The 15,718-nt window shown below is 62.1% G+C and carries 18 protein-coding genes; 4 read left to right on the top strand and 14 right to left on the bottom strand.

The window, feature by feature from the left end:
• Window position 1 precedes the first annotated feature (1 nt).
• Genes PAE61_RS12580 through PAE61_RS12605 form a run of 6 tightly spaced genes read right to left on the bottom strand, consistent with a single transcriptional unit; the run spans window position 2 to window position 3,424 of the window.
• Entirely contained in the window at window positions 2-256 is a 255-nt protein-coding gene (locus PAE61_RS12580; RefSeq protein ID WP_271112726.1) for a hypothetical protein, read from the bottom strand.
• On the bottom strand, window positions 253-1,488 hold the full coding sequence (locus tag PAE61_RS12585; protein ID WP_271112727.1) for an NADH-quinone oxidoreductase subunit D: 1,236 nt from the start codon (window positions 1,486-1,488) through the stop codon (window positions 253-255). Before PAE61_RS12585 ends, PAE61_RS12580 begins: the two co-directional genes overlap by 4 nt.
• A 3-nt stretch (window positions 1,489-1,491) precedes the next feature.
• Window positions 1,492-1,911 carry a GFA family protein gene (locus PAE61_RS12590; RefSeq protein WP_271112728.1) on the bottom strand — a complete coding sequence of 140 codons (420 nt, stop codon included), beginning with the start codon at window positions 1,909-1,911 and terminating at the stop codon, window positions 1,492-1,494.
• On the bottom strand, window positions 1,908-2,531 hold the full coding sequence (locus tag PAE61_RS12595) for an NADH-quinone oxidoreductase subunit C (RefSeq protein ID WP_271112729.1): 624 nt from the start codon (window positions 2,529-2,531) through the stop codon (window positions 1,908-1,910). The genes PAE61_RS12590 and PAE61_RS12595 overlap by 4 nt, the downstream gene beginning before the upstream one ends.
• Before the next feature lie 3 nt (window positions 2,532-2,534).
• Window positions 2,535-3,059: a NuoB/complex I 20 kDa subunit family protein gene (locus PAE61_RS12600; protein WP_271112730.1), complete on the bottom strand. Its 525-nt coding sequence runs from the start codon at window positions 3,057-3,059 to the stop codon at window positions 2,535-2,537.
• Complete coding sequence (locus PAE61_RS12605) at window positions 3,059-3,424, bottom strand: NADH-quinone oxidoreductase subunit A (RefSeq protein ID WP_271112731.1); 366 nt, start codon at window positions 3,422-3,424, stop codon at window positions 3,059-3,061. Before PAE61_RS12605 ends, PAE61_RS12600 begins: the two co-directional genes overlap by 1 nt.
• Before the next feature lie 403 nt (window positions 3,425-3,827).
• Here PAE61_RS12605 and PAE61_RS12610 point away from each other — a divergent pair, with 403 nt between their 5' ends.
• Both PAE61_RS12610 and PAE61_RS12615 read left to right on the top strand, forming a co-directional pair.
• Window positions 3,828-4,082 (top strand): GlsB/YeaQ/YmgE family stress response membrane protein, encoded by a 255-nt coding sequence (locus PAE61_RS12610; protein WP_271112732.1) that lies wholly within the window; start codon window positions 3,828-3,830, stop codon window positions 4,080-4,082.
• Window positions 4,083-4,187: 105 nt separating this feature from the next.
• Window positions 4,188-5,816, top strand: coding sequence for an MFS transporter (locus tag PAE61_RS12615; RefSeq protein ID WP_271112733.1), 1,629 nt, complete (start codon window positions 4,188-4,190; stop codon window positions 5,814-5,816).
• On the opposite strand, the gene PAE61_RS12620 is transcribed toward PAE61_RS12615, so the two are convergent.
• The 3 genes from PAE61_RS12620 to PAE61_RS12630 all read right to left on the bottom strand — a co-directional run bounded on the left by PAE61_RS12620 (window position 5,813) and on the right by PAE61_RS12630 (window position 7,864).
• Window positions 5,813-6,655, bottom strand: coding sequence for a DMT family transporter (locus PAE61_RS12620; protein WP_434803135.1), 843 nt, complete (start codon window positions 6,653-6,655; stop codon window positions 5,813-5,815). The two genes, PAE61_RS12615 and PAE61_RS12620, sit on opposite strands and share 4 nt — an antisense overlap.
• Window positions 6,656-6,731: 76 nt before the next feature.
• On the bottom strand, window positions 6,732-7,268 hold the full coding sequence (locus PAE61_RS12625) for an adenine phosphoribosyltransferase (RefSeq protein WP_271112735.1): 537 nt from the start codon (window positions 7,266-7,268) through the stop codon (window positions 6,732-6,734).
• Window positions 7,265-7,864: a flavin reductase family protein gene (locus PAE61_RS12630; RefSeq protein WP_271112736.1), complete on the bottom strand. Its 600-nt coding sequence runs from the start codon at window positions 7,862-7,864 to the stop codon at window positions 7,265-7,267. Before PAE61_RS12630 ends, PAE61_RS12625 begins: the two co-directional genes overlap by 4 nt.
• Window positions 7,865-7,963: 99 nt before the next feature.
• Here PAE61_RS12630 and PAE61_RS12635 point away from each other — a divergent pair, with 99 nt between their 5' ends.
• Both PAE61_RS12635 and PAE61_RS12640 read left to right on the top strand, forming a co-directional pair.
• Window positions 7,964-8,548: a GNAT family N-acetyltransferase gene (locus PAE61_RS12635; protein WP_271115151.1), complete on the top strand. Its 585-nt coding sequence runs from the start codon at window positions 7,964-7,966 to the stop codon at window positions 8,546-8,548.
• Entirely contained in the window at window positions 8,541-9,338 is a 798-nt protein-coding gene (locus PAE61_RS12640; protein WP_271112737.1) for an EcsC family protein, read from the top strand. The genes PAE61_RS12635 and PAE61_RS12640 overlap by 8 nt, the downstream gene beginning before the upstream one ends.
• Before the next feature lie 7 nt (window positions 9,339-9,345).
• Here the strand turns inward: PAE61_RS12640 and PAE61_RS12645 are convergent, their stop codons facing one another.
• The 5 genes from PAE61_RS12645 to PAE61_RS12665 are packed head-to-tail and all read right to left on the bottom strand — an operon-like array spanning window position 9,346 to window position 15,705.
• Entirely contained in the window at window positions 9,346-10,875 is a 1,530-nt protein-coding gene (locus tag PAE61_RS12645) for an ATP-dependent DNA helicase (protein WP_271112738.1), read from the bottom strand.
• Between the two features lie 54 nt (window positions 10,876-10,929).
• Complete coding sequence (locus PAE61_RS12650; protein WP_271112739.1) at window positions 10,930-12,516, bottom strand: ABC transporter ATP-binding protein; 1,587 nt, start codon at window positions 12,514-12,516, stop codon at window positions 10,930-10,932.
• A complete protein-coding gene (locus PAE61_RS12655; RefSeq protein WP_271112740.1) occupies window positions 12,513-13,328 on the bottom strand; it encodes an ABC transporter permease in 816 nt (271 codons plus the stop codon). Before PAE61_RS12655 ends, PAE61_RS12650 begins: the two co-directional genes overlap by 4 nt.
• Window positions 13,325-14,266 (bottom strand): ABC transporter permease, encoded by a 942-nt coding sequence (locus tag PAE61_RS12660; protein WP_271112741.1) that lies wholly within the window; start codon window positions 14,264-14,266, stop codon window positions 13,325-13,327. The genes PAE61_RS12655 and PAE61_RS12660 overlap by 4 nt, the downstream gene beginning before the upstream one ends.
• Before the next feature lie 41 nt (window positions 14,267-14,307).
• The gene (locus PAE61_RS12665) at window positions 14,308-15,705 is read right to left on the bottom strand and encodes an FAD-binding oxidoreductase (protein ID WP_271115152.1); all 1,398 of its coding nucleotides are present in this window, start codon (window positions 15,703-15,705) and stop codon (window positions 14,308-14,310) included.
• Window positions 15,706-15,718 lie beyond the last annotated feature (13 nt).

Consider the following 15,718-nt stretch of genomic DNA (forward strand, 5'->3'; position numbering starts at 1 on the left):
ATCAGCGATTGCGGGCCGCCCGGCAATTCACATTCATCTCGGCACGATCAGCCGCAGTCGCTTTGACCCCGACGCCAAGCGCCGATGCAGTCGCGACGACATGCGGCGTGACCTTCTGGCAATCGCTGGCGCTGAACATATTCAGCACATAAGGCTCGGTCCGTTCCGGCGGCAGATTGCGCGTCGTGTCACGGTTGCACCCGGCCAGAGAGGTGGCGGCAATCGTCAGAACGACCAGTATTCGCGCGGCATTCATCGATCCACCTCACCGAACACGATATCGAGCGTGGCGATAAAGGCGGGAATATCCGACAGCATATGCCCCGTCGCCATCCAGTCCATCGACTGAAGATGCGCAAAACCCGGCGCACGCAGCTTGGCGCGATAGGGTTTATTCGTGCCGTCACCGACCAGATAAACCCCGAATTCGCCCTTTGGAGCCTCGACGGCTGCGTAAACCTCACCGGCTGGCACCTTGAAGCCTTCAGTATACAGCTTGAAGTGGTGAATCAGGCTTTCCATGTCGGTTTTCATGTCGCTGCGGCGCGGCGGGGTCAGCTTGCCACGGGCCAGGATATCGCCCGGCGTTTCCCGCCATTTCTGGCAGGCCTGCTTGATGATCTTCACCGATTCGCGCACTTCGGCCATGCGGACCAGATAACGGTCATAGCAATCGCCGTTCTTGCCCACCGGGATCTGGAAATCATATTCCTCATACCCGTCATAAGGCTGCGATTTCCGCAGATCCCATGCGAGACCCGAGCCACGCACCATGACGCCGGTATAGCCCCAGTTCAGCGCATCCTGTTCCGTGACGATACCGATATCGACCAGACGCTGCTTGAAGATCCGGTTCTCGGTCAGAAGCCCGTCGAGATCGTCCAGCAAGGTCGGGAAAGTCTCGCACCATTCTTCGATATCGTCGACCAGATCGGGCGGAAGATCCTGATGCACCCCGCCGGGGCGGTAATAGGCCATATGCAGCCGTGCGCCCGAGGCACGCTCACAGAAGACCATCAGCTCTTCCCGGGCCTTGAACCCCCACAGAGGCGGCGTCAACGCGCCGACATCCATCGCGCCAGTGGTGATTCCCAGCATATGGTTGAGAATCCGGCCGATCTCATCGAACATGACCCGGATGACCTGGGCACGCTTGGGAACCTCGGTCCCGGTCAGCTTCTCGATCGCCAGACACCAGGCATGTTCCTGATTCTGCGGCGCGGAATAGTCCAGCCGGTCGAAATATGGCAGGTTCTGCAGATAAGTCCGCGATTCCATAAGTTTTTCGGTCCCGCGATGCAGCAGGCCGATATGTGGGTCGGCGCGTTCCACGATTTCGCCGTCAAGCTCGACAACCATGCGCAAAACACCATGCGCGGCAGGGTGCTGAGGGCCGAAATTGATGTTGAAATTGCGGATCGCCTGTTCCTCGGTGAAAGCATCCACCGAGCCATCGTCATATGTGTTGACGCGAATATCGCCATCCATCTGTCAGCCCTCCTCTTTCGCAGCGAACATCGCCATGACCTCGGATTCGGTCATGGTCTTGTGCTCGCCTGCGAAGCTGTAGCTTGCCGGCTTGCGGTCGATGAATATTTCGGACGTGACCGGGAAACGACCCGGATCGTCGAAAAGCTGCACCGAGATAACATTCATCGACCCGTCCTGCATACGCCACAGCAGGGACGAGCCACATTCGCGGCAGGACACTCTTTCGCCCCAGTCGCTGCTGCGGAAAACCGAAAGCGGAGCATCGTCATTGAATGACGGCTTGCCGTCGCATTCCACAGAAATAAAGGCACCCGCGGTCCATTTCCGGCACAGGCCGCAATGACAGATATGCGCCTCATCCCTGAGCGAGGCGGTCACGCGGCAGGCGCCGCACATGCAGGATCCGGTTTCCTGGGTCATTTCGTCCCCTCGGATTTCTCATCGCCGGGCAGAACGTATTTCGCACCTTCCCAGGGCGACAGAAAATCGAACTGGCGATATTCCTGCGTCAGCTTGACGGGTTCGTAGACTACACGCTTCAGCGCCTCGTCATAGCGGACCTCGACATAACCCGTGGTCGGAAAATCCTTGCGCAACGGATGGCCGCGGAAACCGTAATCCGTCAGGATGCGGCGCAGATCCGGGTGGCCCGAGAACATGATGCCGAACAGATCGAACACTTCGCGCTCATACCAGTCGGCACCCGGAAACAACCCGGTCAGAGACGGAACAAGCTGATCCTCACGCACCGCGACCTTCACCCGAATCCGCTGATTCCGGTACATGGACAGCATCTGATAGACGACATCGAAACGCTCGGGCCGTTCAGGGTGATCGACGGCGGTAATGTCGATCAGCGTGCTGAAGCGGCAATTCGTGTCGGATTGCAGGAACTCGATCACACGCAAAAGGCTGGACAGGCCGACAATGACATTCAGTTCACCCAGTGCAATGTCAGCGGACTGCACATCATCGGTGAAGCGCGCCTGCACAAGTTCGGCAAGATCGGCCAGCGCGTCGGTATCGGGATAGATCGCCATGATTCACCTCACCAGCGTACCGGTCCGGCGGATCCGCCGCTGCAATTGCAGGATACCATAGATCAGAGCCTCAGCCGTGGGCGGACAGCCCGGCACATAGATATCCACCGGCACAATCCGGTCGCAGCCACGCACAACGGCATAGGAATAGTGATAATATCCGCCGCCATTCGCGCAGGACCCCATGCTGATTACATAGCGCGGCTCGGGCATCTGGTCATAGACCTTGCGCAGCGCCGGAGCCATCTTGTTGGTCAGTGTCCCGGCCACGATCATCAGATCCGACTGGCGCGGGCTGGCGCGGGGTGCCGTACCGAACCGCTCGATATCATAGCGCGGCATGGAAGACTGCATCATCTCGATGGCGCAGCAGGCCAGACCGAAGGTCATCCAGTGTAGCGAACCGTTCCGCGCCCAGTTGATAATGTCTTCGGTGGTGGTCAGCAGGAAACCCTTGTCCTGCAACTCATTCGACAGTTCGCGCACCTGAACATCGCGGTCAGGTCCGGCGATATTGGGTCCGGTCATCACGCCCATTCCAGCGCCCCCTTCTTCCACTCGTAAGCGAAGCCGACCGTCAGCACGGCAAGGAACACCATCATCCCCCAGAAGGCGAGATCCGAGAGGCTGTAAAAGCTGACCGCCCACGGAAACAGGAAGGCGACTTCAAGATCGAAGATGATGAACAGGATCGAGACCAGATAGAATCTGACATCGAATTTCATCCGCGCATCGTCAAAGGCCTCGAACCCGCATTCATAGGCGGAAACCTTTTCGGGATCCGGGTTGCGTACCGCGATAACGGCCGCCGCTGCCATAAGGATAAGTGCAAGTGCCGAGGCCATGGCGATGAAAACCAGAACCGGCAGATATTCGGACAGGAGATAGTCCACTTTTGAGGCTCCCTCGTGCGACAGCCTGACGGAGGCTGCGTTTGGGTTGGGCTACTGCCCGTTTATCCCTGCCATATGACAGGGTCAACTCGACCCGGTGGTTTTCACCTGCACGGCAGGCTGCTTTGCAGCAAGGTCATTAATGGCCGCAAATGACAGAGGCGCATGGTCGGGTATCGGCAAAACATTACAGCCTATTCAGCAGAAAGGTTGTTTTGTGTTGACCACACTGTTTGCAACCTCATGACGACAGTCAGAAGACAGGAATGCTACAATTCGCCGCAACGATAAGGGCTTGCAAAAAATTAGTCTTTGTAAACGGAACCTTGATACTGCCGCTGCGTTTTCGTGCGGAAGTCACCGCGCGAGGCAGGTGGCATTGAAGCCAAAGAGGGAAGCATTCATGGGTATTATCGTTGCCATCATCGTCGGCGCCATTGCTGGCTGGCTTGCAGGTCAGATCGTGAAAGGTCACGGTCAGGGCATTCTTATCAATATCGTGGTCGGCATCGTCGGTGCGCTGATCGCGTCGTTCATTTTCCCGGCACTGGGCATGGGCTCGGGTGAGGGTTCGAACATCATCGGCCAGATCATCTATGCGACAATCGGTGCAGTCATCCTTCTGGTGATTCTGCGCCTGGTCAACCGCGCCACCTGATCTGAACCGGCAAACCGGCATCACCTGAAGCCGGTTTGCCGAATAATTCCTGAAACCCCCGCGAGGTTCTTGCGGGGGTTTCTGATTCCGGCCACAGTCAGCCTCATGCCCGCTCAGAACCAGACATTCGCGCCATTCCGGCACTCTGCCTTTCGCAACTTGTGGACAGCGACACTTGTGTCGAATTTCGGCGGGCTGGTGCAGGCGGTCAGCGCGGCCTGGCTGATGACGCAGTTGACGACCAATGCAACGCTTATCGCCTTGGTGCAGGCGTCGAATACGCTGCCGATCATGCTGTTCGCTCTGGCCTCCGGCGCCTTGGCGGATATTTTCGACCGGCGCCAGATCATGCTGGCAGCCATTGCCTTCATGGCGATCGCCTCGGCTCTGCTGGCGCTGTTCGCCTGGCAAGGAGGGATCAATCCCTGGTCGCTTCTGGCCTTCACCTTTCTGATCGGGCTTGGGCAGGCGCTTTATAATCCGCCCTGGCAGGCATCTATGGGCGATCTTGTCCCGCGTGAGGATCTGCCGCAGGCGGTGACGCTGAATTCGGTGGGCTTCAACCTCATGCGCTCGGTCGGGCCTGCGGCGGGCGGGCTGATCGTGGCCGCATGGGGCGCGGCGGTGGGATTCGCGGTGAATGCGCTCAGCTATATCCCGCTGCTGATCGCCATGTTCCGCTGGCGGCCCGATTATCCCGAACGCAGCGTCGCGCGGGAACCTTTCGTTTCTGCGGTCGGAGCGGGTCTGCGTTATGTCGCGCTGTCTCCTCATCTGGTGAGGGTACTTACCCGGTCCTCGGCATTCGGGCTGTCGGCGGCAGCGCTGATGGCGCTGTTGCCGCTGGTGGCGAAATCCCACCCTGAGGGCGGATCACTGCTGTTCGGTATCCTGCTGGGGTGCTTCGGCTTCGGTGCCATTATCGGAGCGCTGACCAATACCCGCATCCGGGACAGGTTCAACAATGAATGGGTGATACGCCTTGCCCTGCTGATCTTTGCAGCGTCGATGGCGGTTCTGGGCCTGACTGGCAATATCTGGGTCCACGCCATTGCGATGCTGCCTGCCGGGCTGGCCTGGGTGGTCTCGCTGTCGCTGTTCAACGTGACGGTTCAGCTTTCGACTCCCCGATGGGTCGTGGCGCGCGCACTTGCGCTGTACCAGACGGCAACATTCGGCGGCATGGCCGCAGGAGCATGGCTGTGGGGCGCGGTGGCGCAGGCTTACGGGTTCCAGGCAGCTCTTCTGGCAGCGGCAATCGGGCTGGTGGCAGCGGCGGCAATAGGGCTGGCAATGCCGATGCCGGAATTCAGCCAGTCCGACCTGTCCCCGGCTAACCGCTTTCGCGAGCCTGTGCTGGGGCTTGATCTGCGCGGTCGCTCGGGGCCGATCATGGTGATGGTGGATTATCACATCGCGGCAGAGGATACCGAGGAATTCCTGCGCCTGATGGTTGCCCGCCGCGATATAAGACGCCGCGACGGTGCACGGTCATGGGTTCTGCTGCGCGATCTGGAAAAGCCGGATTACTGGTCGGAAAGCTATCATATCCCGACCTGGGACGACTATGTCCGCCACAACACACGCCGCACCGTAACCGATACCGAGGTAACAAATGCCCTGCGCAAACTGCATCGCGACGAGGGCGACCCTCCGGTTCACCGCCTGATCGAACGCTACGACGTGGCATCGCATGCCGATGTTCCGTTGCGTGGCAAGATCGACCTGCCCTAGCCGCTGCCCGTCACCTGTTTCCCCCGCCACAGGATGAACAGGCCCGAGAAGACGATCAGCCCCGATCCCAGAATGATCGACGGGCTGAGGGATTCGCCGAAGAACAGAAGGCCGAACCCGACGCCGAACAGCAGCCGCGAATAGCGGAACGGGGTCACGGCTGAGACATCTCCGGTGCGCATGGCTTTCATCAGGCAGGCATAGGCCGAGACGCCGCACAGCACAGCTCCTGTCAGCATGAACAGCGGGCCGATCTCTGGCCTGACAAGTGCCGTGCCATCCCAGACCGCGTAAATCGCCCCCGCGACGATCACGGCAAGGAAACCGTGAAATCCCAGAACTGCCGTTCCGATTCCGCGCGGCGCGGCGCGGCTGGCCAGATCGCGGCCCGCAAAGCCGAGCATTCCGATCATTGCCAGGACCGACAATGCCGAGAAACTGTCAGAACCCGGCCCGATAATGACGACAACTCCGGCCAGTCCGATCAGGATCGCGGTCCATCGCCTGAGGCCGACATGTTCGCCAAAGACCAGAGCAGCGCCCGCGACAACGACCAGAGGCGTTGCCTGCAGAATGACCGTCGCCGCAGAGAGCGGCGTCAGCGTGATCGCCAGTGCATAGAATAACCGCCCGGTCACCTCGAACACCGCCCGCACCCGCATCACCGGCGACAGCACCTCGGTCGAGATCAGGCGCTGACGGCCAATTGCGGCGCAGATGGCAAAGACGATTGCGCCGCCCGCTCCGAAAAGCATCAATATCTCGGCGGTGGGCAGATTATGCGAGGTAGCCTTGATGAACGCATCCTCGACAGCAAAAGCCGCCATCGAGGCCACCATCCAGATACTGCCGATCAGATTGTCCCGGTTCCCGGAGGGCGCTGCGCGGGCAGCACCGCGCCCCTGCATGGCGGGTTCAGGCACCCGCGAACTCGCAAAGCGCATGAACCGGCATGTTCATTTCCTCCAGCCGCTTGCGTCCTCCGAGTTCCGGAAGATCTATGACGAAGGCACAGCCGATCACCTCGGCCCCCAGCCTCCGGCACAGCTTGATCCCGGCTTCCGCAGTGCCGCCCGTTGCCAGCAAGTCATCGACGATCAGCACCCGCTCACCCTGTTGCAGCGCATCGTCGTGCAGTTCCATCACGGCTTCGCCATATTCAAGCTCATACGCTTCCGAGATGACAGTGCCGGGCAATTTTCCCTTCTTGCGGATCGGTACGAACCCGGTCGAGAGCTGATGCGCCACGGCTCCGCCCAGAATAAAGCCGCGTGCCTCCAGCCCGACCACCTTGTCGATCCTCTGGCCCGCATAGGCATGCAGGATCTGGTCCACCGCCATACGGAACCCGCGCGCATCGGCGAAAAGCGTGGTCACGTCCCGGAAGATGATCCCCTCATGCGGGAAATCATAGATGCTGCGGATATAATCCCTGACTGTTTTCTGCGTCATTTCGGGCGTTCCATTTCAAAAAGTTCATGTATGGCGGCATAATCGCGATAGCCCATCCGCGTCAGCCAGCCCTCTTCCCGCAGGTCGAACCGTCCGTCGCGCACGCAATCGTCGCGCAGATGGACCCCGGTGACGACACCAAGGACAAGCCAGTTCGCTTCTCCCGGAAGGCGCAGGATCCGCGTCATGCGGCATTCCAGATTTGCCGGAGCCGCCGCGACGCGCGGGCAGTCGATACTGTCGCATTCGGCAGCGGCGATCCCGGCTGTTTCGAACTCGCTTTTCCCGGCCGGAAGCGGAGCGCTTGAGGCATTCATCTGATCCTTCAGCGCCGCAGATGCGATATTCACGCAGAATACGCCTGTCTCCGCGATATGCGCCACGCTGTCCTTGGTTCCGGGGCGGTCATCCTTGGACGATGTCGAGGCGAACATCACCTGCGGCGGCAGATAGGCAACCGCGTTGAAGAAGCTGTACGGCGCAAGATTATCGCCATCCTCGCCCCGCGTGGAGATCCAGCCGATCGGCCTTGGGGCCACAATGGCATTGAACGGGTTATGCGGCAGGCCGTGGCCGTTTTCGGGTCTGTAGAACATGGCGCCTCCTTGCCGGGCGCATCCTGCAATGGCCCCCGCGCTGCGTCCACCGGTTTCTTGCAACTTCCGCAGGTCATGCTAGGCATCCGCCGGAACCGGATGACGGAATCGGGGAAGCGCGTGGAACTCTGTCAGGAACAGAAAGGGGACTGGCACGAGGTCGAGGCGCTGATGGATTTGTGCTTTGCGCCGGGCCGCACCGCGCTGTCTTCCTATCGGCTGCGCGACGGTGTCGATCCGGTGCGCGGACTGTGCCTGATGCTGCGGCAGGACGGCGCGGTGCGGGCCGCCATCCGGTACTGGCCGGTGCGGGTCGGAGGGGTTCCGGTTCTTCTGCTCGGTCCGGTTGCCGTGCACCCCACCGCTCAGGGCGAGGGTCTGGGCGCATGGCTGATCCAGGAAAGTCTTGGCCGTGCTCGCGATGCCGGATGGGAACGGGTGATGCTGGTCGGAGACGCGCCATATTATTCGCGCTTCGGGTTCGAAAAGCTGGAAGATGTCGTCATGCCTCCGCCCACCAACCCGGATCGGGTGCTTGGGCTGGAACTTCGGAAATCCGCGTGGGTTGATGTAAAGGGCCATGTCACGCGCGAAACCGGCCCGGATCAGATCGACGCGCAAGCCGATACCGGCGAGCCGCCCTGTCGGCCCGTCAACCCGCAAGAGGAACCTCCGCATGGCTGAACAACCGCAGCTTGTCCTCCCCCCCATCAGCGACCCGAGCATTCTGGCCGAAATCGACAAGCTCGCCCGCCGCTATATCGAGGCTCGCGGTCTGGCGATGGAGATCATCGAGCGGATCGGCGGCGGCGGCGAACAGTTGATGAAGCGCCTGCCCGGCTTCATGCGCTCGCGGATAGATCGCGGCGTGGAAACCGCCTTGCGCCGGACATTCCGCGTCGCGTCAGCCTCGCGCGGTGTGCTGCGCGACCGGGGCGACTGGTTCAACCGCATGGGTACGACCGCGGCGGGCGCGGTTGGCGGGGCTGCCGGGCTGACCGGCGCTGTGGTCGAGCTTCCGGTGACGGTAACCATCCTGCTGCGGGCCATTCTGGAAATCGCCGATGAGCACGGCTTCGACACGCGGGACGACCGGATTCAGGCCGAAGCGCTGCGCGTCTTTGCCTCGGGCGGGCCACTGGCCGAGGATGACAGCACCGATACCGGCCTGCTCGCCGCAAGGCTGACCGTCAGCGGCAGGACATTGCAGGCGCTGATTACCAGCCTCGCCCCTCAGATCGCGACACGGCTGATCGCCAAGGTCGGTGCGCAGGCCGTGCCGGTTCTCGGTGCCGTTGCCGGAGCCTCGATCAACTATACTTTCGCCCGGTATTATCAGAACATGGCGCGGGTCCATTTCGGCCTGCTTCGCCTGTCACAGGAAACCGGTCTGTCGCGCGAGGCCCTGACCGAGCGGCTTCAGACCCGGATCGACGTACTTGAGGGCAAGCATCCTCCGGCCCGGAAGGCATAAGCGCGGCTCACCCGCCATCCTCGACTGTCGGCTTCAGCTCCAGCGGGGCCGATCGCGCCGACAGATCAGCCACGCTCAGCGCCGCGCCCGGACGCGCCAGCCGCGCCCGCGTGACCCAGTACAGCCGCTCCTGCGCCCGCGTAATGGCGACATAGGTCAGTCGTTTCCACAGCGGAATCCCGGCCTCGGACCGGCCGGACCATGCCGCCGCCGAAATATCCGGCGCAAAGACCTGAACTTCGGGCCATTGCGAGCCCTGCGCCTTGTGAATGGTCACCGCCGCCCCGTGCAGGAAACTCGCCCCCATTCCCGCCGCGAAGGGGATGAAGGGCTCTTCCTCATCCGGCGATTCGATCTTCACGATCGAGGCCGCCGACAGGCGCGGCTCTTCCGCGCCGAGCACATGCAGCCGCGAAAAACCCGGCTTCTTGCCCGGCCCGAGATAGACCACCTGAGCGCCTTTGATCAGCCCCCGCGCCTCAAGGTCGATCCGCTTCTTGCGGTGCTTCAAAGGCAATTCCAGCCCGTCGCAGATCAACGGCTCTCCGGGCAGAAGCGCGTCGCCGGGTGCACCATGCGCCGCGCGAAATGCGGCAATCAGCCGGATACGCGTCGCATTGCGCCAGACCAGAACAGGGCTGCGGGCCATCAGATCCGATTCCACACGCTCGGCCCAGATAACGCGCGGATCCGCCGCCGCTGCCTCGCGGACCATCCGTTCGAACCCGGCGAAATCGAGGCTTTCATCGCCAAGCGCATGGGCCAGATCAAGGATCGGGCTATCCCCTGCCTGCCGGTGAATGCGGTTCAGGACAAGTTTCTGACCCTCGGCCAGATCGTCGAACACCATTTCCCCGGACTGCCCCACCGGAGCAAGCTGAGCCGGGTCCCCGAACAGCACCAGAACCGGGAAAATCTCGCGGAGATCCTCGAATTGCTTGCGGTCCAGCATCGAAGATTCGTCGATCAGCCCGATATCCAGCCCGTCCTCGCGCCGCTTCCAGCCCTGAATGAAATCTGAACCGCGCAGCCCCGCCGCCGCCAGAGCGCCGGGAATCGAGGCATGCTGATCGTAGAACGCCTTCGCCCGGTCAAGCGCGGCGTCGGTCAGCCCCTCGATCGCCGGGCGGTCGCCGGTTCCGGCCAGCCAGTCGGCGATTTTTTCATATTCCGGGTCGTAAACCGGCGTGTAGAGAATGCGGTGGATCGTGGTCGCCGGCACACCGCGCATCCGCAGAACGAATGCCGCCTTGTTGGTCGGGGCCAGCACCGCAACGGTGCGGCGATCCTTGCGCCTTCGGCCCTCGTAATCGCCCGAGATCAGTTCGACGCCCGCCTCGCGCAGCGCTTTGGTCAGCGCGGCGAGGATCATGGTCTTGCCCGAACCAGCCTTGCCGATCACCGCCATCACCCGCGCCTTTCCGGGCTGCGGCGGCAGGATTTCCTCGGCGGTCAGATCGACGCCCGCGCCTTCCAGCACGGCAGACAGCGAATCCCAGGCCTCGGCCTGATCAGGAGAGAGTGCGGGCAAGCTCATGCGCAGGGCCTAGCCTGCAAGCGGCGCGATGGAAAGCCCGCAAGGACCCTACGCTCAGGCAACGCCCCATTCCGGCGGAATGACCGGCATGGCCGCCATCAGCCGCTGCGTGGTCGGGTGGGAGGGGTTATCCATGACCTCTGCGGTAGGACCCTGCTCGACGATCTTGCCCTTATCCATCACCAGCACCCGATCCGTCACGCCGCGCACAACGCCCAGATCATGGCTGATGAACAGATAGGACATGCCGTGACTGCGCCGCAATTCCGCCAGCAGATCCAACACCTGAGCGCGGACCCGGACATCAAGCGCACTGACCGCCTCATCCAGTACGATCAGCCGGGGACGGATGATCAGCGCCCGCGCAACGGCCAGACGCTGCCGCTGACCGCCGGAAAATTCGTGGATATAGCGCCCGGCGGCAGAGGGATCCATTCCGACATCGCGAAGTGCCTCGGCTACGCGATCACGCCAGTCCGGCGGTCGCCCGGTCAAATGGAACGGCTCCGCGACAAGCCTTTCGACGCGCCAACGCGGATCGAAGCTGCCGAACGGGTCCTGAAACACGACCTGAACCCGTGCGCGCAACCCGGCATGCATTGCCTTTCCCGCCTGAACCGGCTCTCCGGCCAGCAGGATCTCTCCGCCTTGCAGAGGATCAAGACCGAGTATCGCGCGGGTCAGCGTGGATTTTCCGCAGCCGGATTCACCGACCAGACCGACCGATTCCCCGTCTCTGATATCGAAGCTGACATCGTCCACCGCCCGCAGGACACCATGCGGCGCGAACAGGGATGGCCGGGGCAAGGCATATTCGCGCACGGCATTGCGCACCGAGAGGATAGGTGCGTTCTCCGGTCCGACGGGCGTCCTGCCCCCCGGCGCATATCGCGAAGCGGCGAACAGAGCGCGGGTATAGGGATGCGATTGTGTGCGAAACAGCGTCTCGGTCGGGCCTTCCTCGACGATCTCGCCGGATTTCATCACCGCGACATGATCCGCCACACCGGCTACCACCGCCAGATCATGGGTGATCAGCAGCAGCGACATTCCCTCATCACGGACCAGATCCTGCAAAAGATCTAGGATCTGCGCCTGAGTGGTCACATCTAGCGCCGTGGTCGGCTCATCCGCGATCAGAAGGTCCGGAGCCTCGGCAATGGCAAGTGCGATGGCAACACGCTGACGCTGACCGCCGGATAATTCATGCGGATAGAGGCTCAGCGGAAAGCGCGGCCCCGGCAAACCCACGCGGTCGAGACGATCGCGGGCCCGGGCAAGCGCCTGATCGCGCGGCATAGCGTGGTGGATGCGAAGCACCTCGGCCACCTGATCGCCAATCGTCATCAGCGGGTTGAGCGCGGTCATCGGCTCCTGGAAAATCATGCCGATCCGGTTGCCACGAATCCGGCACAGCGCGGGTTCAGGCATCTTCAGCAGGTTCTTTCCGTCCAGCAGCACCTCTCCGCCAGCGAACGAGCCGCGCGGCAAAAGCCCCATCACGGCAAGCGCCGTCATTGACTTGCCAGAGCCGGATTCCCCGACCAGGCCGGTAATCTTTCCCGGAGCAAGCCGCAGATCCACATCGCGAAGCACAGCCGTACCGCGAATGGTGACCGAGAGATTCCGCGCCTCGATCATAGCTGCATGACCTTCAGTCGCGGATCCAGCGCGTCGCGTAGCCCGTCACCCAGCAGATTCAGCCCCAGAACGGTCAGGAAAATACATAGGCCGGGGATGATGGCGACATGCGGAGCCAGCGTCACGAAGGTCTGCGCCTCGGCCAGCATCCGCCCCCAGCTTGGCGTCGGCGGCTGAGCCCCAAGCCCGACATAGGACAGCCCCGCCTCGGCCAGAATACCGAGGCTGAACTGGATCGTTCCCTGTACGATCAGCAGGCTGGCGATATTGGGCAGGATATGCTCGACGCTGATCCGTGCCCTGCCCTTGCCTGCAACCCGCGCTGCGCGGATGTAATCAAGCGTCCAGATCGGCATCGCTCCGCCCCGGGTGACGCGGGCGAAGACGGGGATATTGAAGATCCCGATGGCAATAATCGCATTCACCGCTCCGGGTCCGAAAACCGCGGTAATGAGGATCGCGATCACCAGAGAGGGAAAGGCGAAGATAAGGTCGTTGCCGCGCATGATCAACTCATCCAGCCAGCCGCCCCGGCTGCCTGCGGCAAGCAGCCCCAGAGGCAGGCCGAACCCCATTCCGATGCCCACGGCCACCACCGCAACCGCAATAGAGGTCCGCGCCCCGACCATGATCATCGACAGGATATCGCGTCCGAAATGATCCGTGCCCAGAAGATGCGCGGCGGAAGGCGGCTGCAACTTGTCGGCAATCGCCATCTGGGTGACATCGTATGGTGTCCACAGAAACGACAAAAGCGCCGCAGCCACAGCAAGCCCTGCCAGAACGGCCCCGATGATCAGCGTCCATCTCATCCGATACGCAGCCTCGGATCGACAAGCGCATAGGCGATATCGACGATGAAGGTGATCAGGATCACAGCCGCGACCAGCACAAGCACCGCCGATTGGACGACGACCAGATCACGCTGATTTATGGCCTGAAAGATCATCCGGCCCAGTCCCGGCAGGTAGAAGACATTCTCGATAATGATCGCGCCCGCCAGAAGAAAGGAAAACTGCATCCCGAGAATCGTCAGTACCGGGATCAGTGCATTGCGCAGCGCATGGCGGCGCAGCGTTTTGCCCCGGCTGAGACCTTTGGCGCGGGCCGTCCGGACATAATCCTGATCCAGCGTGTCGATCAGCGCCGAACGCAGCACCCGCGCCAGAATCGCCGCCTGCGGCAGCGCCAGAGCTATGGCGGGCAGAAGCAGCGATTTCAGCGCGGCAATGGGGGCGTCCCAGCCTCCGAAACCACCGGCGGGAAGCCATCGCAGCCTGACGGCGAACAGCAGGACCAAAAGCATGGCGAACCAGAAATTCGGCAGGGAGATCCCGATCTGGGTCAGCCCCATGATCCCTGCATCTCCGGCCCTGCCCCGCTGAGAGGCCGCCAGAAGCCCTATCGGAAAGGCAAGCGCAATCGACAGAAGCAGCGCCATCAGCGCCAGAGGCAGCGAAACCTGCATCCGGTCCAGGATCATGCCGCTGACCGGGGTTTTATAGGTGAAGCTGTTGCCAAGATCCCCGGTCAGCACATCGCCGAGCCAGCCGAGATACCGCAGCGGCAGAGGCTGATCCAGACCAAGCTGCGTACGCAATGCCGCCAGTGTCTCTGGCTGCGCACCGGTCCCCAGCATGAAGGTCGCCGGATCGCCGGGCACCATTTCGACCAGCAGAAAAATCACCAGCGACGCCACCACGAGGCTGAGCGACAGCGAGATCAGACGGCGGGCAACGTAACGCAGCATGGGCTGAGGCTAGAGGGACTGCGACCGGCAGGCAAGCTGCCTCACGACAGTACCGCGCCGGGATTCATGATCCCCTTCGGGTCCAGCGCCGTCTTGACCGCCCACATCACCGCCAGCCGGGTCGGATCGCCCCACCTTTCCAGATCGCGGATTTTCAGCCGCCCGATCCCGTGTTCGGCGGAAAACGATCCTCCCCGCGCGACGACGAGTTCATGAACATCGCGCTGAATACGCGGGCGCATTTCGTCATATTCCTCGCGATCGTGGCCCTGCGCCGGAAAGACGTTGTAGTGCAGATTGCCATCGCCCAGATGGCCGAAGCAATTCACCCGCATATCGCCCATTCGTTCGAGCATGGCGCCTGCGTCGCGGATAAAGCCCGGCACCTCGGACAGGGGCAGAGAAATATCATGGCTGCTGATCGCACCGATCCGCCGGTTCCCCTGCGGGATTTCCTCGCGCAGACGCCAGAAATCCGCTGCCTGCTGACCGGATTGCGCGATAAGACCGTCTAGGATCAGACCGTCAGCGGCACCGGTTTCGAACAGCGTCTCAAGCACCTCATCGGGCTGAAGACCGCGCGGCGGACCGGCTTCGATCAGCACCATCCAAGCGGGCGGCTGATCGAAGGGCTGGCGCAGTTCAGGCATGGTCTCGGCCAGAAAACGCAGCCCCTGCCCCGAGATCAGTTCAAACGCGGTGATGGAATCGCCAAGCTGCTGACGTGCCAGAGCCAGCAGAGACAAAGCCGCCGCCGGATCAGGCACGACCAGAAGCGCGACACCAGAGGCAGCGGGCGGCGTGACAAGTTGCAGGCTTGCCGCCGTGATGATCCCCAGAGTGCCCTCGGCACCGATCAACAGATCCCGGATATCGTAGCCGGTATTATCCTTCCGCAGCCGCTTGAGATCGCGCAGGATCGACCCATCGGGCATCACGGCCTCGATACCCAGACACAGAGCGCGTGCCGTGCCATAGCGCAGCGTATTCACCCCGCCCGCATTCGTCGCCAGAACCCCGCCAATACTGGCCGAACCCTGCGAGGCAAGCGACAGCGGGAACATCCTCCCCTTGTCCGCGGCAGCCTCGCGGGCCTGCTGAAGCGTGACCCCGGCACCGGCGATCATGACATTTTCATCTGGCCATATATTCCGGACCGCATTCATTCGTTCGGTCGACAGAATAAGCGGTGCTGGACCGTCAGTCATGACCTGCCCACCGACAAGCCCGGTCCCTCCTCCCAGAGGCACGATGCCGACACCTGAATCCGAACAGGCTTTGACCACAGCCGCCGTTTCTTCCACGTCATGCGGTGCCGCAAGAAGCCCGGCATGGCCGTGATAGCGGCCCCTCGGTTCTTCCAGATGGCGCGGTTCGATATCGCGCAGAACACCCTGAGGAAGCTTGCCAGCCAGACCGGACCCCGCCGAATTCAACATCGCCATCGCTTCG

Origin of the sequence: Paracoccus aerodenitrificans (genome assembly GCF_027913215.1) — a bacterium.
GTDB lineage: Bacteria > Pseudomonadota > Alphaproteobacteria > Rhodobacterales > Rhodobacteraceae > Paracoccus > Paracoccus aerodenitrificans.